Origin of the sequence: Pseudarthrobacter cellobiosi, from assembly GCF_023913755.1 — a bacterium.
Lineage (GTDB): Bacteria > Actinomycetota > Actinomycetes > Actinomycetales > Micrococcaceae > Arthrobacter > Arthrobacter cellobiosi.
The window spans coordinates 82062-99660 of the sequence record NZ_JAMXBJ010000048.1 but is presented as its reverse complement, the minus strand read 5'-3'; the positions used below and the strand labels follow the sequence as shown (position 1 = coordinate 99660).

Sequence of the window (17599 nt, the reverse complement as noted above, 5' to 3'; positions counted from 1 at the left end):
GGGCATAAAAATGGCCCCGGTGTGCGGGGCCTTGATGGGTTGAGCTTTGTTAGAGGATCAGGCTGGGAATGTTCGACGGCGGGACGCCAAGGGTAGCGCTGGCGCGGCAGTGTCCGCCGTCGTCGTCCATTTCGCCGTCGGTGTACGTGATCCGCCAGAGACCGTTGTCCTGGCAGAACGTGTCAGCGATGCCGCGCCCTGGGTCGCCCTTGGGGCCGCCGGGACCTTCCGGGCCGGCCGGACCACGGCAGGCATCGTTGGCGCATGCGGTCTGCACTGCGGCCAGGACCATCTCAGAGCTGGGAGCGGGGCCGGTCGCGCCTACGCAGGCCCCCGCGGAGCAGTAATCTGTCACTGCTGCCAGGACCGTCTCGTACTGGGGGGCCAAGGGTTTGGCGTCTTGTCCGTCCTTCCCCGCAGGGCCCGTGCAGCGGCCGTCAGAGCAGAACTTCACGAACGCCGCGGCAATGTCATCGGCCGTCGGCTCGGCGCCGTCAGCGCCACGGCAGTTGGGTCCCTCCGCGCAGTAGGCGCGGAAGGCCTGCACCAGTTCAGCCCGAGACGGGCCCAGCACAACCGGGGGTTCCGCCGGCTGTTGTATCGGCTCCTGCGCCGCGGTGGCCAGCTTCTCGCAGAGATCCTTGTCGAATATCTCCGTGTCCTTGGTCCCGCATAGCGCCTTCTGCGCCTCCTTCGCCAGATCCTTCTTCTCGGCCTGCTCCGTGACGACCTGCGCCCCAGATACGTCCACCTGATGCAGAGCAATGTTTAGCAGCGGCACAATGATCGCCACCGAGATGGCCAGCAGCATCGCCAGGCCGAACAGCCACCATTTCTGCCGCTGATCCCGCACCCTGGCCTCTGTCACTTTCTGCTCAAGATCAGCCGTTTGCTGCTCCAGTTCCTCGCTCATACGTCCTCCAACTTAGGGATGGCCGTCCACTTATCCGGCTCGGGTTCGATGTCGTGCCGGAGCAGCTGCTCGCGCCAGGCGTTACCGTCGGCCGTTTTGATCTCCAACGCCAAATTCAGCCAGCGGTTCTTCTGCTCGGATTTCCGCAGCTGCTCCTTGAAGTGGTCCACCATCATGGCTTCCCCCGTCTCGCGCTTCTTGTCAGCCCGCCGGATGAGGAACGCCATGCCCCCACCGAGCGCGCCGAGCAGCGCCACGACCGCCCCAATAAATCCTGTTGTGGCGGTGATAACTCCAGCATCCACACGTCTAGTCCTCCCTCGTGGGCTGTCTGGCGGTTACCACCCGATCGCTATCCAATTGGCGCGGTGTAGCTGGCCGGGTAGCCTTGTCCCGTTGTCGCCCTGCACCGTGTAGACGAAGCTGCTGGTGGAGATCGGCTGGGGCCAGTGCGGAGCGCCAGCCATTGCCATTGAAATGGTCTTCCCTATCGCCTGATCGATGGAGCTGTCCCCGTTTTCCGCATTGGCGTAGAGCACCCCGTTAGGGAATGGATTGGGGAAGGTGACCCTGGCGTACCCACTGTTGTCCGCATTGGCGACCAGCGTTCCGGCCTGCACCAAGAACTGGACCCCTGCCGCAGGCGCCCCGCCTACCAGCGAATTACCGACCCCGAAAAGGGGTATTTTGCCGATATCGGAGGCCTTTACCCACGCCACGGTGTCACTCGCTCCGATGACCAGGCGCCAGATCGCTCCGTTGATGTTCACCTCAGTGCCGATCCGCGTCAGGTATGTTCGGACCAGGTCATCCTTGGCCAACATGCCGCCGTTTCCGGCCCACACGCGGAGATCCACCAAGTCTTGAGGCTGGGTCTGGCCGCCCACCCACTTGACCAGGTACAGCGGCTGATCATCCAAGGTGCCGGGAGTGTTCTCGCGTGCGGCCGGGATCTCCTTCGCCGATCCACCGGCAACCTTCGTGACCGACGTCGGGCCGCCCGCCAAGGGAGTCCAGTCACGCCGGACGGTGATCAGGTCCCACCGGGTCACCCCCGCGGCAGGAGCGTCGCACACAACCGTCACAACGCCGGGGGACTCGTCCAGCACACCGTGGCCCCAAGCTTTGCCGCCGGCGACATTCACCGCGTACGGCGTGGACGGATGGGCGGTGACCTTGAAATCTCCCGGGCCGTCGACGCCGTACTCGGACGAGCCGATGTGCGGGTGGGCCTTCGCCCACTTGACCTCAGTGACGAGGGAAGCGGGCGTGCCCGCGCTCGTGTCGTAGAACGTGCTGAGAATGGACACTGGTTACTTCCTTCGGAGGTCTCGGACGCCCGCCGCGACGGTGGCTATCGCCTGGGCTAGTTCCTGGTCTGTGTTGTCGCTGATCTCGCCGATAGCCGGCACCACCTCGAGGCCGTTACTCCGCGTCCAGGAGATCGCCACCGAACGCAGCGTGTCCGTGATGGTCAGGCCCGCCCCAACTTCGAGGCTCACCCGATCACCCACGCGCACACCGCCCGGGCCGCCGTATCGGAAGACGGATGTCTCGGAGAGCTTCACGGACAGGCCCGACTTCTGGGCGGTCTCCGCGAACGTCTCGGCCGCGCGCTCCCCGTAAACGTCGCCGACGCCGGAATCCCTGGCGTCGCGGAACACTTCGATCCGCTCGCCAATCGCTTCGGCGAGCGCCGGGTCTGTGTAGCCGACGAAGGTTCGGAGGGTTCCTTCGCCTTGGCCGCCGACGATGACGTCGGTGGCTTCGGCTTCGGCCTGGTCCCACTCCCATTCGGTGACTACGCCGCCGGCTTCTGTGAGGGTGCGGGGGTGCAGTTGCGGTGTGTAGCAGTCCACTATGAGGCCGGAGCCTTGCTGGCGGACGGTGACGCCGATCCCGGCGGTGTCGACGGCGGGAAACAACCGGTCAGCGAGGGGGTGGAAGCGGAAGGCTGTGGTGATGTTGTCGCCGCGGCCCAGGTCCGGGCCGACGGTGACAGGTTCGCCCAGGCGATTGATCGCGTTGGCCGTAACGGCCGCCTTGACCACGGTCTCCGCTGGGCCGCTGAGGGTGTGGTATTCGCTGGTCTGGGCGTTGAGTGCTGCGGTGGGGACCGGCCAGCCGCTGATGCGATGGAAGAGCCGGAAATCGTCTACAACGGTGAACGTCATCGACCCGTTCAGGGACGGGCCCTGGCCCTTCTTGGCGCGGACCTTGCCGCCGATCAGGTACTCGCCCTGGTACTCGATGGTGACCCGGGCGCCGCGCTCCATAAGCAGCGGCAGCTTCGCGTTACCGGAACCTACGGTGATGGAAGCGTCGCCGATACCGTTATGGACCGGAACAGCCACCACTGATTCGGGATCCCCGAGCCAGCCCTGCCGGACGAAGTCCTTGTCGTAGAGGGTGATGACGAACGGTGATTCTTCGTCTGTCACCAGGCCCTCCAATACAGGGGCGTCAGTTCGACCAGCATTGCCCCGCCTCCGGTGATGCTGATGTTGACCGGGGACGTCTGGCCTGCCGGGATCCTTGCCCAGTTCACAGCGCCCGTAAGATCCGCGGTGCGATCAACAGGGTTCGTAAACAAGGCCGGAGTGTTCCCCGTCGCCGGGGTGTAGTCACATTCAAGCGCGGTACGCACCCGGGGGTCCGTGTCGATGACGACCGCCTTGCCAGCCGCCACCACGAACGGGACTTCGACGACGTCGGCACCCACGCCCGCATGGGCTGCGGTGGACGGGCCAATGACTGTCCACACCGGCCAGGCGTCCTCGTCGCCGTCGTTCGATACCGCAGCGTTGGCCATAGTGTGGCCGGTCATGATGTTCACCAGCTGCGGGCCCACGGTCTCGTAGAACTCCTGAGCCCCACCAGCTCCCCACGCGGCCCGTACTGTGGTGCCCGTCCAGAACGGCTGGTCAGCGACCAGGAGAGCCACGTAGGCGGCCCAGCGACGCGTCGCCGGGTCCGTGTCGTACGCGTGATCCTCCGGGATGTAACGGAGCTTGATGGACCGCTTGGCGCCCGTGCCGCCAGGGCTGACTGTGAGGGTCCCCTGGCGGCGCGGATGCATCGACTTCCAGAACCTCCGGTCATGCTCAATCCACGCCTTGGAACTGGCGTCCTCGAACACGGCCAACGGCAGAACGACGTTCCGCTCCTCCGCGATCGCGCCCGTGAACACCTGCCCAGGAACAGCCGGGCCCTTCCGGACCCACTGAGTGAACTTCGGGTGATGCAAGCCCTCGACGCCGTCGCGCAGCAGGCAGACGCCACCATTCGGGTCCGTGAGGTCCCAAACGGTGCCGTCATGCCCGGTCCACGTCATACCGGTCTTGACCCATAAAGCGGCCGGGACCGGAGCCGACGGCGCCGGAACTGCATAGGCGATACCTGCCACGGTTACCCTCCAGCTGTGATCAATTTGAGGTTGCTGCGGGTAGAGGCCCGCCGCTTCTTGGCATCCATCGCGTCAACGATGTGGTCCGGATTGCCGTACACCGGTCCGTTGAACTGCACCAGGGTGCCCGCTCCGGCGGCCGCGGCCGCTCCAGCATCCCTGCCGGCCCCCGTCGCACTGGACCCCTGACCGCCATTGACGCTGAGCGACGCACTGGACATCAGCCGCTGTGCTGCTGCTGCCACCGCGCGCTGCTCCGAATCGATGCCGCCCGCGAAGTCCTTGGCGAGCGCCTGCCCCGAAAACGAGGTGTAGCCCTTGCCGCTGAATGGACCGCGCTTGGCTGGCGAGTGCGGGAAGAACGACTTCGCGAAGTCCAGCACGCCACCCACCGCGTCACCTATGGCGCCAACCATGCCGGAAATTCCGTCGATGAATCCCTGGATTAGGGCCTGTCCCGCATTCAGCAGTAATGAGCCCAGATTTCCAAGGGTTGACATGATATTTCCGGGCAAATCACGGAAGAATCCGAGGATATTGCCGATAAATCCACCGATTCCGCTGACCACGTTTGACCAGGTGTCGGAGAAGAAGCTTCCGACCCGGCCAAGCCCCTCCTGGATGCTGGCCCAGACCCGTTGGAAGGTTGGAACCAAGGTTCCGGTAAACCAGCGGATCACGTTGTTCACGGTGTCCTGGATGAACGAAAACACCGATTGGAATATCTGCCGACCCAGCTCCGTCTGGGTGAAGAACCAGATCAGGCCAGCGACCAGTGCCACTATCGCCAGGATTACGAGAGCAATGGGGTTGGCGCTCATTGCTGCGTTCCAGGCCCACTGTCCCGCCGTAGCAATACCAGTGGCGGCGGCCCCTGCGAGCTGGGCAGCCTTAGCGGCCACCATGGCGGCGCCGGTAGCCACCATGGACCCGATGGCCGCGAGACGCGAACCTGTGCCCGCACCAGTAGCCACAGTGTCCGCCACCGTCGCGGCAGTCTGACCACGGATCGCAGCGGCGAGCGCGAAGTTCGACGCCGCCTGAGCTGCTGCCACGGGGACGGCCGCCAGTGCGGCGATGTTCCCGGCGATCTGAGCAAGGCGCCAAATCACCATGCCGGCCGCGAGCGCAATGATCGCTGCTGTCAGGATGCCGGTGTTGTCGGCGAGGAACTGCATCACGTTCGCTGCGCCCTCGAGGAGCGGTTTCAGGAGCGGGAGTGCTCCGGCGATCATTTTGCCGATTTCCGTGGACATGTCGCCGACGGCTTTGCCGACCTCAACGAGGATCGGGCCAGCTGGCCGGGCTACGGCTAGGAAGGCCTCCCACACATTGCCGAGCTGCGAGAAGTCGCCGGTGCTGATGGCTTGTTTGATGGCGTCATAGGCCAGCCGCACGCGGTAGCCGACTTCTTCCATGAAGCCGGGGAAGCCGGAGGAAGTGATATCGCCATCGGCGGCTACGAAGGCCGCTTTGAAGGCGAGGAAGCCTCCTCTGGCTTCGTCCAGTGCAACGCGGGTGCCGTATCCGAAGCGCTCCATGAAGCCAGCGAACCCGGACGAGGTGATATCGCCGTCGGCCGCGGAGAAGGCTGCCTGGAAGGCACGGATGCCGCCAATTGCTTCGCCGAGGAACTTGCCAAGTCCGTTGGACGGGTCGAGACCGAGAGCCTTGACGAGATCCGGCGTCAGCGCTCCGGACGCTATCCCGGCCTGGAATGCGGAGAGCCGTGCCAGGAAGGCCGTGAGAGTGGTAGCAAAGACCTTCGCTCGCTCCTCGGACTTAGCGAACGCGGCGGGCAGCCGGTCGTTCATGAAGCCGTAGAGCGATGAGAGCGCCGGCAGGAAAGCGCCAGCTACTGCTGCCTTGCCTTCTTTGACGATGGCGTTGAAGGTTGCCTGGCGGGAGTTGAAGCTGGTGGTCTCGCGGGCTGCTGCGCCCTGGGCGTCAGCGGTCTGCTTCATGATCAGCGACAGGGTTGCGGCCTGCTGCGCCTGAGTATCGAAGCTGCCGCCCACTTTGGAGAAGCCCAGCGCAGCCGCTTCAGCATCGATCTTCGCCTGGTTCAGGCTGACGCCGTACTTCTCGATGGGGTCACGTTCGCCCTTGAGCGCGCTCGAGAGGGAGTCAACGGCATCCTTCGTCGAGCCGCCGAACTGGGCGGAAAGATCGCCACCCAGGGTGATCAGCTCGTTCGTTTTCGGTGCCAGCTGGTCCATGGCGATGCCGCCGTTTTTCAGCTGGGACCCAATGACGGTGCCGAGTTCCTGATACTCGTTTTTGGTCAGGCCGAGGGCCGTTTTTGCGTTCGCTGCGTAGCCGAACACCGTGGCTGAGGCGTCCTTGAATACGGCTTGGACGCCACCAATGGACTGCTCAAGATTTCCTGCCCCCTGGACGCCCTCCAGGAAGCTGTCCTTGAGCTTATCGAGTCCGATCAGGGTGCCGAGGCCTACGAGGGCGCCCCGGAAAGCCTGGCCAAACGTCCGACCGCCTTCGCGGCCGGACGTTTCAACCTCGTTGGAGACCTTGCTGCGGAAGCCTGTGAATACTGGCTCGATCGCTACCTGGCCGGAACCGACTTCATCAGCCATCGGGCGTCTCCGTTCGTAATTGCCCGAAGGCGCTCATTGCCCTCAGCTGCTTGGTCAGGGCCTGTCGTTCTTCAGGCGTGACATCCGCGGCCTTGGGCGCGGTGTCCCACGGCAGATCAATCTGAATGGGCTTGTCACCCTTGCCGCGGGTCGCGTTCACCACGCGGGCGAACGTGCCGGCCGCATAGATTTCCTGCCTGCTGGCCGCGTACTTCCAACCAAGGATTGACGCCGTGAGGTGCGAATCAAGTTCCTGGGTCAGACCCTCAATTAGGTCCGCCGCTTCCTCGTAGCTGTAGCTCAAGCCCATTTCGTCGGCGCTGAGCTGGAACCTCGTCCGGAAGTCGTAACGGACTGCCGGCCAGTGTTCCTCTACTAGCTCGAGGAAGGACCGGATTTTCCCACGGAGTCGCCCAGCTTCTCGCCGACGGCCTGCATCCACTCCATTGCGAATAGGAGCGTGTCTGCCCCGTCCTGGAGGCCGGTGAGCGTCTCAGCATCCTCCGGAGCCATGATCTGCTCCAGGATGTAATCAACGATCTCTTCTTCAGGAATGCCGGCGTCCTCAACTTTGAGGAGGACCTTCATCTTCTTGTACGGAACCAGCAGGCTCAGCGAGATTTCGCCGTCGACGTTGGTCTGGCACTTCAGCGTGTTCTCCACGATGATGCTGCGGGGCTTCGGGCCGGGCTCCGGCGCCGGCTTCGGCGCTGCGCTTTTTGCTGGAGCTGGCTTGCGCGTGCGAGGGGCGGCCGGCTTTTTCGTGCTGGGTTCGGCTGCTTCAGGGGCTTCCGTGGTCATGGCTTTGTCTCTCTTCTGACGGGTGGTGATGGGTGGAGCTGCTGCCCCGCGCTCACCCATCAAGAGGCGCGGGGCAACAGGTGTTAGGGCGACTAGACGTCGCGTGTGTAGGAGAACGGTGCGGACGGACCCACAGGGTTGGTGACGACGACGCTGGAGACGCCAGCCGCACCGGCAGGCAGGACAGCGTCGATCTGCGTGGCAGACACGATGTCGAAGTCCGTAGCTGCGGTCCCGCCGAACGTGACCGCGGTTGCTGTGGCGAACGCCGTACCAGTGATGGACACCAGCTCGCCGGCGCCGGCCGGATCCGGGGAACCTTCAACAGCAGTGATCGACGGGATGGTCGTCACCGTCGTCACCGCCGGGATCAGCCACTCACCGATGTGGTTGTTCTCCAGCCCGGGGGCGCGGTCAATCTTGAAGGTGACCTCGTAGCCCAGTACGTTGCCGCGCTCGGACTTGTCCTCAGCGACCGATGCGACCGTGGCGTTCGCTGCGACGCGGCGCCGGATCATCCCGTTCTTGAAGATTTCTTCCGTGAAGATGACGTACTTGGCGCTGGTGCCGCCGCCGTCGATCGTGATGTATCCGTTCACGTCGGCGGTCTTGCCGCGGATGATGGAGCGCACAATCTCGTCAGTCTGCGCGAACTTGACCTTCAGCTCCACGTTGGCCAGGCCCGACGGGAGAGAAAACCCTTCCTGCCAGAACTCGATCGGATCGCCGTCCGCCTCCATCGACCACTCAAAGCCGCCGTCCTCCGTCAGGAGGCCGGGAAGCTTGTAAGTCACCGCCAGGGCGAGGGACCGGGAACCGCCGGCAACCGGCGTCGGCACCGCGGTACCGAAGGGTGCGATGCCGATGTGCCCGGTGACCGGTACGCCTACGGCGCTTACATCATTTCCAAAGCTGTCTGCAGCCATTATTTGCCTCCAAATAGAAAAGACCACCCACAGACGTGAATGGCTGGATGGTTGGGTGGGGTGGTGCTATGCGGTGAATGCCTCGCCGGTAACGCCAAGGTCGGCGGTGAAATAGCGGCGGGGCTGGCCGGAATCATCCCGTACCTTGTACGGGCCGCTGGTGCTCCGAACAACCGCAACCGGGTTGCCGGCCTCAACCGCGGCGCAGCCGGCCACAATGGCCTGGACAAGCAACGCGAGATTCGTTACTTCCTTGCCGTCGGTCGGATCATCGCCCGCCAGGACGGTTATGCCCACTGTCGTGCCCCTGGTGTTCAGCCCAGTGGTTGGGCCGCCGTCATCGCGCACCACCACGGTCTTATTCCTGCGCGTCTCGGGAAAGCGGTCCCCGACATAGACGCCGTCCGCGAGCGCAGAGTGAGGGTTCGCGCCGTCGGCCGCGATGGCTTCGAGTCGTGCCCGGATGTGCCCGGTAAGGAAGAGTCCGACGTCGGTGTGGATGACGTCCTTACCCACCGGTCTTCTCCGCGTTCAGTGCCCGGGCGAGGTTCCCGGTTTCGGATTCGACGAACATGCTTGCCGGGTCTTCGGCCACGACGAGGCCGACGTTCCGGGTCGCGGTGCTCTTGATCCTGGTGGTGATCCGGTCCCGGTAGTCGCCCGTGTCCACCGGCGCGTCGGCCTTGGCCCGGGCGGCGATGCTGTCCAGATGCCGCTGCAGGACGGCGGTGACCTTGGGTGAGTGCCCAAGCTTGGTGAATAGGGCGTTGTTCCACTTCATCTTGCCTGCCATCAGCCAGCCACCTTCCTGACCCGGAACTCGACGCCTGGGTTCCAGCCGGTCAGGGCGTTCTTCCAGTCGGCGACTTCGCCCTCGACGTCCCAGAGCCCTGAGCGGGCCCTGATGCGGTCGTGGGGCAGGACGTCGACGCCGGGAGCGGCGTAGAGGCTCATGCCGGTAGTGATGCTGGCGCGGTCCTCTGTGCGGGTTTCCGTGCTCGACGATGGGGCGATGGCCACGCCCTCCAGCTCGAGGATGTTGAGGGTGGTCCAGTCCCTCTTGGTCAGCTCGTTCGAATACGGGTCCGCGATCATCTGGGCCCGTTCGCGGGTGGCGGTCTCACCATGTGCCAGGGGGAACATTTCAGCACTTCCCTTCAAGCCAGATGAAGATGCCCTCATAGTTGCCGGACGGCGGCATAGAGGATTGCGGCAGGGCGGTCGAGCTGCCCTCGAACACCGCCACCATCCAGTCTTCGAGCACGAGCGGATCGGAGCTCGCGCCGGCAAGTGTTGCCGACCTGGACATGGGGCCTACGCCTTCGGAGAAGGACTTGGCCCCGCGGACAGGAACGACGTCGACGGCGCCGAGGACCATCTGGACCACGACGTCACTCACGTCTTCCTCCGTCAGCGTTCCCGCTGCGATCCGGGAATCGACGTCGGGCCAGCGCCTGCGGATTTTCCGTGAAGCTGCTGCCAGGTAATACGTGGCCCGGGGCACCTCCACGGAAGTGAGAGGACGCCACGCCGCCGCCACTGTTTCAATTTGTGCCAGATCGGCCATGGCGCCTCTCCTCTCCTACTTGGCGGCCGCAGCCTTGGCCTTCGCGTCAGCTTCGGCCTTCGCGTCGGCAGCTGCTTTCGCGGCTGCTTCGGCGGCGGCTTTGGCTGCTGCCTCCGGGTCTGGGGCCGGCTCGTCCTTTTCGTACTTCACGACGCCGGCCGCCACGAGCCGCTTGCGCTCCTCGGACGTGACACCGGCCGGGAGCGTAGCCCCCTTTTCGAAGTACCGCTCGGTGTCCCCGAACTTGGCCACGATGAGTGTGGCCGTCACGATGTGCCCCATATCAGAGCCCCGTATTCGTGATCTTGATGCCGGCGTTCGGCTCCAGTACAACCGGGACCGTCACACGGCGAGCGCGGAGCAGGTAGCCGTCCGTCTTTTCCTCGCGGATGGCTTTCGTCTCGACGCCGACGCCGCCGGAGCTGACGTAGCCGGGGCCGCCCAGGTTCTCGTCGGCCATGCCACCGAGCTGTCCCCGGTCCACCAGGATCGGGTCCGCGGTGGGGCTGTGGTTGGTGCTGGTCCAGGTCAGACCCAGTGCTTGCGGCCACGCTCCGGTCACCACCGGGTTGCTTGCCTCACGTGGCAGCAGCCCGGCGGTGATCAGGCGCCCGATGGCCTTGGCCCACTGGAGATCGCTGAGCACGATCACGTCCGGGTCGTAGCCTTCGTCCAGCGCGGTGACCTGGGCCTTGGCCAGCAGGACGCCTTCGACGATGGCATCGCCCGTGGTCCACGCGCCGGGCGCGCCGCCGCCGGTGACGCTGTAGGTCTGCGTGATCTTGGAAGCGATCACGCCCAGCGCTGCCGAGTCGACGTAGCGCACGGAGCGGTTGACGAGCTTCGTGAAAGCCCGCTCCACGGGGTTGATGCCCAGGCGAGCGATCGACTCATCCGTCACGGGAACGTCCTGGCCCCACTTGGTGGTCTTTGCCGCGGCGAGCTCGCCGGCGGTGGCCTGGGTCTTCGGGTAGCCGGCGCCCGGGGCGATCGCCTCGGGGTCGTCGGCGGTGAAGATCTCTTCGCCCGTTTCGTACAGGATGGACCCGCCGACGGCGACGAACCGGCCGGCGAGGAGGAAGTCAGCGATGTAGCGCTGCTCGAGGAGCGTGCGGAGTCGGCGAGCGATCAGCGACGGCGTCTTGAGGAGGTGGTGAATCTCCACGGTATCGCCGCCGGTAACGACGGCGGGCGGGGCAGGGTATGTGTACATGAGTGCTCCTTAGCGAGTGAAGTCGATTTCGACGAGCACGTCCGTGCCGCCGGTCAGTGCGGTGCCGACGATGGCCCGGGTGTTCGTGACGTCGGCGGCCGTCGGGGTGGTGACTGCGGCGAGCGCCGACACCTTGCCGTCGGTTGCGGCGACGACGAGGGCGCCGGCGGCGATGGCACCGGAAGCGAGGATCTTCTGGACACCGCCCTTGAGGACGGTGACCTTTTCGCCGGATGCTGCATCGAATGCGGCGGCGCCGGCCACGGCTGCGGAGTTGGCGGCGGCATGGGCGACGGTGCGGTTACCCGTCACAGCGACCAGACGGCCTGCTGTGACATCGGCGGAAGCGGTGAAGGTCACCGGTTCGCCGGGGCTGAAGAGATGAACGTGCTGGCCCATGGTCAGCCTTCCTTTCCGGGGTAGAACTTGGAGTAGAGCTTGTCCTCGTCGGTGGACTCGTTTACGCCACCGACGTAGCCGGCAGCCGCGAGGGGCACGAGGCCCTTTTCGAGGCCCGCGAGGGTCTCGGACATGCCCGGGTCAGCGGCGAGGGCGTTGACCCAGTGCTCGCGGCGGGCCGGAGCGATCCGGCCATCCTCGACGGCGGCATTGACGAGGGCTGCGCGGTTGTCCGCGAGCTGCTGCTGGCGCGCGGTGCGGCCATCAGCTGCCGAGGCGACGAGATCCTCGTACTGTGCTGCGTCCAGTACGACGGTGCCCGGCGCGGCAGCTGCCGTGACGGTGGGGGTTACTTCCTGCTCTGCGAGCGCCTCGTCGAGCGCGGACAGGAGTCCGGTGTCGTCGAGGTTTGCTGCGGCGGGGATGCCGAGCCGCTCACGGAGCCCCTTGGTTACTGCTTCCGACATGGCGTCGGGTCCTTTCTCTAGGGGGGTGGTGTTGTCCTTCGGCTCGGCCGGAGGTGTTGGGATGGTCTTTGCGACCATGTGGGCGGCAGCTGCCAGCGGGGAACCGTTGCTCAGGCTGAGGCCCGGGCGTCGTTCGTGGCTGGTGTTGACCGCGGGTGCCGGGGCGTTGCGGCGCCCGGCGTGGGCGAAGATCGAGAGGTCAAAGCGGTTGGTGGCGTCGGGGTCAGCCTCATCGTCGGTATCCACGCGGTCCGCTAGGCCGGCAGTGACGGCTTCCTCGGCCGTGTACCAGGTCTCGGCCAGCATTGCGTCGCGCCATTCGTCGGCTGTGCCTCCGGCGCGTTCGGCGTAGATGCCGGCGATGGTGCCGGATATGCGATCCAGGATCTGCGCAGTGTCGGCCATATCCTTGGCGTTGCCCCAGCAGATAGCGCTGGCATCATGGATCATGAGCTCGGTGTTCTTGCCCATGACCACCTCGTCTGCCGCTTGGATGATGAACGACGCTGCCGAGGCTGCCAATCCGTCCACCGTCGCAATGATGTTGGCCGGGTGGCGGCGGAGGGCGTTCATGATTGCCACGCCGTCATAGACCGAACCGCCGGGGGAGTTGACCCGCAGGTTGATCGTGTCGACGTCGAGGGCCTGCAGCTCCCGAACGAAGTCCGCGGCGTTGACTCCCCAAAAGCTGTCGATCACGTCATAGATGTAGACCTCGGCCGAGGTGCCGGCTTCGTCGGTTTCCATCCGGAACCAAGGCCCCCGATCCACGGAGGGCTTGAGCATATTGATCTTCATTTCATCTCCGTGGGTTTGGCGGTTGCGGCTGGGGCGCTGGCTGGGCGACTGGCGTGCGGGGTTCCCTCGCGGTGGTGGGATCCGCTGCGGGGAGCCCGTAGGTGGTCCGCAGGAAGTCATCGAGCTTCTGGTCTGCGGTGATCGCGCCGGAATCGATTAGGGCCTTGATGGCTTCTGCGGTCGCCGGGTGGCGGGATCCGATTTCCTCAAACACCAGCCGCGGGGCTGGTTCGTTCGGGCCCCAGTTGACGTCGACCAGGTCTTCGATGACGTGCTGGGTGGTGGTGTCCGCGATCTGCATGGCCACCGTCTGCAGCGAGAGGGTGAAGAAGTCCGCGAACGTGGATCCCAGAGCCCAAGACCCTGTCTCGGTGCCTAGGTTCAGGAAGTGCGCCAGGACGCCGCGGGCAATCTGCTCGTCGTAGTAGCGAATGGGTTTGTCCGCGTCCGGGAGCGTGCCCTCAACGCCCTTCAGCGCGAGTTTCGCGCTGTTCGGGATCGACGCGCCCGAGTTGTCGCCGGACCGAAATCCTTTGGCCAGGATTAGCCCACTGTCCAGCTCGTCCTTCTCGCGCTTGGTCCGATCCTCGCCGGTCACTATGTCCGGAAGCTTCGAACCCTCATAGACCGGGACGCCCATGCCGTTGCGGTCCACCGTCTGCGCCTGGACGCGCAACAGGCGGTCCTTGAGCAGCCAGTACTTGTACGCCGGCCGCAGGAGCGACTGGCCTAGCCAGTTGCCGCCCTCACGCTCATTGACGTACACGGCGAGCCGCTCCACGCCCATCTTGGCTTCCTTGTTACCGCCGGAGGGGTGACCGTGCTGGTAGATGGCGACCAGGCCGCCGTCGGGCGCTACATCCACTCGGGAGATCGTCTTGGGCGGGCGCCAGGCGAGCTTCCGGAGCCGTGCGAGGCCGCTCTCGTCGATCCGGTACACCTGCTCGAACACCGAGTGCCCAAACGGGAGCATCAGCAGCGACAGACGCAAGTGCTCGGCCCAGGAGAACCGGTCACGGGTCCGCAGGACCGGCATGTTCTCTTCGCCGACCAGCGGCAAGCCCATGTCGTCGGCCACCTGGCGGGCAACCTCCGGGCGTGCGCCGTTGGGATCGATCCGCCATTTTGTCCGGCGGATCGGCAGCGTCATGGCCCGCAGCACGGAGATGACCTGGCCATCCTGTCGCCGCATGCGGTCGTACACCTCAATGTTGTGCGGCCACTGGAGCTCCGGGGTTTCTTCCTCGTCCAGCTGCGTCCACCACTCGGTGGCCGTGCTGGCGTAGCCCCTCTCTGACACGGGAACCGTCATGCTGCGCGCTCCTCTCGTCAGAAGCCCTGCTGGGCCCAGTTGTCATTGGATGATTCGACGTCGGCGGTCCGGACTGCTTCCGGCGCGGGCGGTGGCGGTGGGGGTACTACCTCTTTGCGACCCAGCAGCCACTTGGCCGCCGTGAACGCCATGAGGGGCGCCACCTCCGCAGGAGATGCCCTATGGTCAGGGATGGAAGCGCCGGCACTGAAGACCTTCAGGACGGCCGTGGCCGCCGCGACGTCCAGGACCGGCTGCGGGTTGTGCCGGACGGTGCAATCCCGGACGGAGTCGTAAGTGTCAGCCCAGCCCGCGGTGAGGTCACTGCCGGACCACTCCACAACCGGGATGGTGAACTTGACGTCTTCGGCCAGGGTGACCATCAGCGGGGAAATCGGGGCGCCCTTGGACTGACCAGCCACTGACCGGATACGGTCCCGGCGTTTATCGTCCATTAGGTAGTCCTTGACCCAGTCCGAACCGTGACGGGCTGCCACAATCTCCACCTGAGCGGCGCCGTCGGCCCTGTAGCCGGCAAACGCCACATAAGTCATCGACCGGTCATGGGACTGATCCAGCCCCACCCTGACGTCGGTGACGATCCGATGCTCTTCGCCCATCCGCAAACTGCCATCCGGCAGCGTCTCAGGCTGGTTCTTGCCCTTATCCCACGAACCGGGCGGGAACGGACCCGTCAGAGTGCCCTCTGACCACTGGCAGAGCACCTCAGTACGGAATACCCACTCAGGATCGGTCCTGCAGGCCGCGGCGATGGTCCGCTCAGAGAAGCCGGGGTTCCAGTTCAGCGACGGATTGGCCTGGGCCCACCCTTGCCGGTCCCGTTTGTCGAGACCAGGCGCGGTTGACCACTCAAACAGGCCGAGAGTGTCCTCGTCCTGTTCGAACTCGGCCAGCTCGTCCTCGTCCAGCTCCTCATCGTCGTCAGAGAGTTCGTTGAGGTCCAGCGCGGTGGGTCCGGAGGCGCCGATCTCCTCGCAGATCCCGTCAGGATCTCCGATTGCCTCGTGCGCCATCTTGCGGAGGTACCGCAGGACGATTGACGTCAGGTCACCAGCATTCGAGAGCGCCAGAATCAGCGCTTCAGCCTGCGCCATGGTGGTCTTGGTGATCGCGCCCCAGGCTTCCCAGTTCTGATGCTCGCGAAGCTCATCGAGCATGATCAGATTGCCCGTGAAGCCACGGCCGGCGCGGCGGTTAGCGGCCTTGACCTTGTATCGGGCCTTGGTCTTCTCGGTGGCGCCGTCTGTGATCTCCAGCGCCTTTTTGCCGTTGACCTTGACCACGCGTTTGAGGATCTTGGAGAGCTCGTCATCCTCTTCGACGAGGTCAACGGCGCCCTGCCAGACTTCCTCAGCCGTTTCGAGGTCCTGGGCGGTGCCCATGACCAGCGGCCAGCCCCAGACGATCATGAACCACAGCGCAAGGACCTGTGAGAGCGTGCTCTTGCCGTTCTGGCGGGCGATCAGCACCACGACCGTGCGGAAGCGCAGCGTCCCGTCCGGGAGCAGCTCCAGCATCCGGCACAGGAGGACCTTCTGCCAGGGGTACAGCTTCAGGTGCAGGACGTTCTCGGCAAACTCGATGACGTCATAGCCGAGCGTTGTCTCTGGCGTGAGTGCCCGCAGTGGGGGAGTGCAGATCCGCGGCTCCGCTGAGCCGTAGATCTTCTTCTTTTTCGTCCCCGTGTGAGGCGGCTCTGGGACGTGGCAGATGGACCGGTAGTAGTCCCCTGGGTCTACATCAGCCGGTCCGCTCACCGGCGCGGCGTGCGGCGGCGCGAGCCTGGAGGTCGGAGACATTCGAACCCTCCGGCTTCTTCTCATCGCCGGAAGGCTCAGCAGGGGCAGCGGCGACGGCGGCGCCCATTGGCAGCGACGCCGGGGTGATCTGGAGGTCTGCGCAGGCCTTCAGGTAGGTGGGGACCGTCGTCGTCATGGCTTTCTGCAGGGCCTGCATGCTGTCCCGCTGTGCCTCGTCGATCATCCAGGCGAGGGTCTTGAGCGCGGCCACGGGCCCGGCGAACTTGAGCCCCTGCAGGTGCTTGGCCTCGGACAGAGTCTGGGCCGTGGCGTCGGCCATGTAGCCGCGCTTACGGACCGGCTTCACCAGGGGCGCGAACCGATCGCCCCACGCGCGGATCTGCTCCGCGGTGGAACGCTCGACGGCGAGCGCAGGGTGAGGGATGACGCGGCCGCGAGGATCCGTGACCACCATGCCCTCGTCCTCGACCCGATTGCGGGCTTCGCGGAGGCGGGCCATGAGCGTGGCGAAGGTTTCCAGAGCAGAGCGGTCAACCTTGCCGGCGAGGTCGTTGCTGGCGACGATCTCGCGCCAGACGTCGGCTACGGCCTCCGGGAGGTGGTCAGGAGGCTCGGTAGGGTCTGGTTCTGACTGGGTGCGTGGCTTCATAGTTTCAGCTCCCCGAGTGTCATAGTGCCGCAGCGGATTGTTGACGTGGAAAGGACGCCGGCGCGGATGGCGCCTATCGGCATGGTTTCGACGGCTGACCAGCTGGCCACACTCTGCGGCCGCAGCTTCGCGACCAGGTCAGAGAGCGTCCGGCGCGAATGCCGCCAATCAATCAGGACGGCAATGTCAGCGACAACCATCTGCGGGTAGTCAGCCAGGACCTCACGAACGGCCGGCTCGGCCTCCTCTGTTACAGACGGCCGGTAATAGTGATCGCGAGCGCCGGGGACCAGCGCGCGGCGGACGGCGTTTCTAGACGCTCCACGGTCCCGGGCTATGCCCCGGATCGACTCGCCATCACCATGCAGCAGGCGGAGGGCTGGACGGTCATGCATTGTCCGGGACTTTCTGACCCTTCCGGAGGTTGCACACCAGGTGAGCGCACTGGACGTTGTCCGGGGTGTGGGGTCCGAACGCCGCCCAGGGCACGACGTGGTCAATGGTTGCGCAGTCCGGATCCGGGTATTCCAACGTGCGGTCGACGCGGAGCGAGCAAATCCCGCACGTCCACGAGTCGCGCTCGAATATCTGTTCCCGGTTGATGGGGACATAGGCAACGCCGTAGGCCTCAGCCCTTGCTCTTGGTTTGCGTGGCCGATTGTAGGCCGGCACTCCCGCCGCATATCCGTCGCGGTGCCGTTGCCTGTCGTACTCCATGCGGTGGGGGCGGCTGTCCCGATTTCGGTATCGACACGTGTCGGTGCAGAAAGTCT

Annotated in this window: 22 protein-coding genes; all 22 read right to left on the bottom strand. The window is 65.2% G+C overall.

Going from position 1 to position 17599, the window contains the following annotated elements:
* Positions 1–49: 49 nt before the first annotated feature.
* The 22 genes from NG696_RS15050 to NG696_RS21125 all read right to left on the bottom strand — a co-directional run bounded on the left by NG696_RS15050 (position 50) and on the right by NG696_RS21125 (position 17543).
* The gene (locus tag NG696_RS15050) at positions 50–913 is read right to left on the bottom strand and encodes a hypothetical protein (protein ID WP_252576058.1); all 864 of its coding nucleotides are present in this window, start codon (positions 911–913) and stop codon (positions 50–52) included.
* Complete coding sequence (locus NG696_RS15045; protein ID WP_252569110.1) at positions 910–1218, bottom strand: hypothetical protein; 309 nt, start codon at positions 1216–1218, stop codon at positions 910–912. The genes NG696_RS15050 and NG696_RS15045 overlap by 4 nt, the downstream gene beginning before the upstream one ends.
* A gap of 33 nt (positions 1219–1251) precedes the next feature.
* Positions 1252–2223 (bottom strand): hypothetical protein, encoded by a 972-nt coding sequence (locus NG696_RS15040; RefSeq protein ID WP_252576057.1) that lies wholly within the window; start codon positions 2221–2223, stop codon positions 1252–1254.
* A gap of 3 nt (positions 2224–2226) precedes the next feature.
* Positions 2227–3354, bottom strand: a complete 1128-nt coding sequence (locus tag NG696_RS15035) for a Gp37-like protein (protein ID WP_252576056.1) — start codon at positions 3352–3354, stop codon at positions 2227–2229.
* A complete protein-coding gene (locus tag NG696_RS15030; protein WP_252576055.1) occupies positions 3351–4319 on the bottom strand; it encodes a hypothetical protein in 969 nt (322 codons plus the stop codon). The genes NG696_RS15035 and NG696_RS15030 overlap by 4 nt, the downstream gene beginning before the upstream one ends.
* A 2-nt stretch (positions 4320–4321) precedes the next feature.
* Complete coding sequence (locus NG696_RS15025) at positions 4322–6913, bottom strand: phage tail protein (RefSeq protein ID WP_252576054.1); 2592 nt, start codon at positions 6911–6913, stop codon at positions 4322–4324.
* Positions 6906–7223, bottom strand: a complete 318-nt coding sequence (locus NG696_RS15020) for a hypothetical protein (protein WP_252576053.1) — start codon at positions 7221–7223, stop codon at positions 6906–6908. The genes NG696_RS15025 and NG696_RS15020 overlap by 8 nt, the downstream gene beginning before the upstream one ends.
* A gap of 65 nt (positions 7224–7288) precedes the next feature.
* Positions 7289–7714 (bottom strand): hypothetical protein, encoded by a 426-nt coding sequence (locus NG696_RS15015; protein ID WP_252576052.1) that lies wholly within the window; start codon positions 7712–7714, stop codon positions 7289–7291.
* A 92-nt stretch (positions 7715–7806) separates the two neighbouring features.
* A complete protein-coding gene (locus NG696_RS15010) occupies positions 7807–8640 on the bottom strand; it encodes a phage tail tube protein (protein WP_252576051.1) in 834 nt (277 codons plus the stop codon).
* 66 nt (positions 8641–8706) lie between these two features.
* Complete coding sequence (locus NG696_RS15005) at positions 8707–9156, bottom strand: hypothetical protein (RefSeq protein WP_252576050.1); 450 nt, start codon at positions 9154–9156, stop codon at positions 8707–8709.
* Entirely contained in the window at positions 9149–9433 is a 285-nt protein-coding gene (locus NG696_RS15000; protein ID WP_252576049.1) for a hypothetical protein, read from the bottom strand. The genes NG696_RS15005 and NG696_RS15000 overlap by 8 nt, the downstream gene beginning before the upstream one ends.
* Positions 9433–9783 carry a hypothetical protein gene (locus tag NG696_RS14995; RefSeq protein WP_252576048.1) on the bottom strand — a complete coding sequence of 117 codons (351 nt, stop codon included), beginning with the start codon at positions 9781–9783 and terminating at the stop codon, positions 9433–9435. The genes NG696_RS15000 and NG696_RS14995 overlap by 1 nt, the downstream gene beginning before the upstream one ends.
* 1 nt (position 9784) lies before the next feature.
* A complete protein-coding gene (locus NG696_RS14990) occupies positions 9785–10207 on the bottom strand; it encodes a Gp19/Gp15/Gp42 family protein (RefSeq protein ID WP_252576047.1) in 423 nt (140 codons plus the stop codon).
* 15 nt (positions 10208–10222) lie between these two features.
* A complete protein-coding gene (locus NG696_RS14985; protein ID WP_252576046.1) occupies positions 10223–10477 on the bottom strand; it encodes a hypothetical protein in 255 nt (84 codons plus the stop codon).
* 13 nt (positions 10478–10490) lie between these two features.
* Positions 10491–11420 (bottom strand): phage major capsid protein, encoded by a 930-nt coding sequence (locus tag NG696_RS14980; RefSeq protein ID WP_252576045.1) that lies wholly within the window; start codon positions 11418–11420, stop codon positions 10491–10493.
* Between the two features lie 9 nt (positions 11421–11429).
* Positions 11430–11819, bottom strand: a complete 390-nt coding sequence (locus tag NG696_RS14975; protein ID WP_252576044.1) for a capsid cement protein — start codon at positions 11817–11819, stop codon at positions 11430–11432.
* Between the two features lie 2 nt (positions 11820–11821).
* Positions 11822–13084 (bottom strand): head maturation protease, ClpP-related, encoded by a 1263-nt coding sequence (locus NG696_RS14970; protein WP_252576043.1) that lies wholly within the window; start codon positions 13082–13084, stop codon positions 11822–11824.
* 1 nt (position 13085) lies between these two features.
* The gene (locus NG696_RS14965) at positions 13086–14396 is read right to left on the bottom strand and encodes a phage portal protein family protein (RefSeq protein WP_252576042.1); all 1311 of its coding nucleotides are present in this window, start codon (positions 14394–14396) and stop codon (positions 13086–13088) included.
* Between the two features lie 17 nt (positions 14397–14413).
* A complete protein-coding gene (locus tag NG696_RS14960) occupies positions 14414–16216 on the bottom strand; it encodes a terminase large subunit domain-containing protein (RefSeq protein ID WP_252576041.1) in 1803 nt (600 codons plus the stop codon).
* Complete coding sequence (locus tag NG696_RS14955) at positions 16158–16826, bottom strand: terminase small subunit (RefSeq protein ID WP_252576040.1); 669 nt, start codon at positions 16824–16826, stop codon at positions 16158–16160. The genes NG696_RS14960 and NG696_RS14955 overlap by 59 nt, the downstream gene beginning before the upstream one ends.
* Positions 16823–17221: a hypothetical protein gene (locus tag NG696_RS14950; RefSeq protein ID WP_252576039.1), complete on the bottom strand. Its 399-nt coding sequence runs from the start codon at positions 17219–17221 to the stop codon at positions 16823–16825. Before NG696_RS14950 ends, NG696_RS14955 begins: the two co-directional genes overlap by 4 nt.
* Entirely contained in the window at positions 17214–17543 is a 330-nt protein-coding gene (locus NG696_RS21125) for an HNH endonuclease (RefSeq protein WP_374211238.1), read from the bottom strand. The genes NG696_RS14950 and NG696_RS21125 overlap by 8 nt, the downstream gene beginning before the upstream one ends.
* Positions 17544–17599 lie beyond the last annotated feature (56 nt).

Coding starts and splice junctions, on each gene's coding strand:
- NG696_RS15050 (WP_252576058.1), bottom strand. CDS start 913: ATGAGCGAGGAACTGGAGCAGCAAACGGCTGATCTTGAGCAGAAAGTG.
- NG696_RS15025 (WP_252576054.1), bottom strand. CDS start 6,913: ATGGCTGATGAAGTCGGTTCCGGCCAGGTAGCGATCGAGCCAGTATTC.
- NG696_RS15020 (WP_252576053.1), bottom strand. CDS start 7,223: ATGGGCTTGAGCTACAGCTACGAGGAAGCGGCGGACCTAATTGAGGGT.
- NG696_RS15015 (WP_252576052.1), bottom strand. CDS start 7,714: ATGACCACGGAAGCCCCTGAAGCAGCCGAACCCAGCACGAAAAAGCCG.
- NG696_RS15010 (WP_252576051.1), bottom strand. CDS start 8,640: ATGGCTGCAGACAGCTTTGGAAATGATGTAAGCGCCGTAGGCGTACCG.
- NG696_RS15000 (WP_252576049.1), bottom strand. CDS start 9,433: ATGGCAGGCAAGATGAAGTGGAACAACGCCCTATTCACCAAGCTTGGG.
- NG696_RS14995 (WP_252576048.1), bottom strand. CDS start 9,783: ATGTTCCCCCTGGCACATGGTGAGACCGCCACCCGCGAACGGGCCCAG.
- NG696_RS14990 (WP_252576047.1), bottom strand. CDS start 10,207: ATGGCCGATCTGGCACAAATTGAAACAGTGGCGGCGGCGTGGCGTCCT.
- NG696_RS14980 (WP_252576045.1), bottom strand. CDS start 11,420: ATGTACACATACCCTGCCCCGCCCGCCGTCGTTACCGGCGGCGATACC.
- NG696_RS14975 (WP_252576044.1), bottom strand. CDS start 11,819: ATGGGCCAGCACGTTCATCTCTTCAGCCCCGGCGAACCGGTGACCTTC.
- NG696_RS14970 (WP_252576043.1), bottom strand. CDS start 13,084: ATGAAGATCAATATGCTCAAGCCCTCCGTGGATCGGGGGCCTTGGTTC.
- NG696_RS14965 (WP_252576042.1), bottom strand. CDS start 14,396: ATGACGGTTCCCGTGTCAGAGAGGGGCTACGCCAGCACGGCCACCGAG.
- NG696_RS14960 (WP_252576041.1), bottom strand. CDS start 16,216: ATGTCTCCGACCTCCAGGCTCGCGCCGCCGCACGCCGCGCCGGTGAGC.
- NG696_RS14955 (WP_252576040.1), bottom strand. CDS start 16,826: ATGAAGCCACGCACCCAGTCAGAACCAGACCCTACCGAGCCTCCTGAC.
- NG696_RS14950 (WP_252576039.1), bottom strand. CDS start 17,221: ATGCATGACCGTCCAGCCCTCCGCCTGCTGCATGGTGATGGCGAGTCG.
- NG696_RS21125 (WP_374211238.1), bottom strand. CDS start 17,543: ATGGAGTACGACAGGCAACGGCACCGCGACGGATATGCGGCGGGAGTG.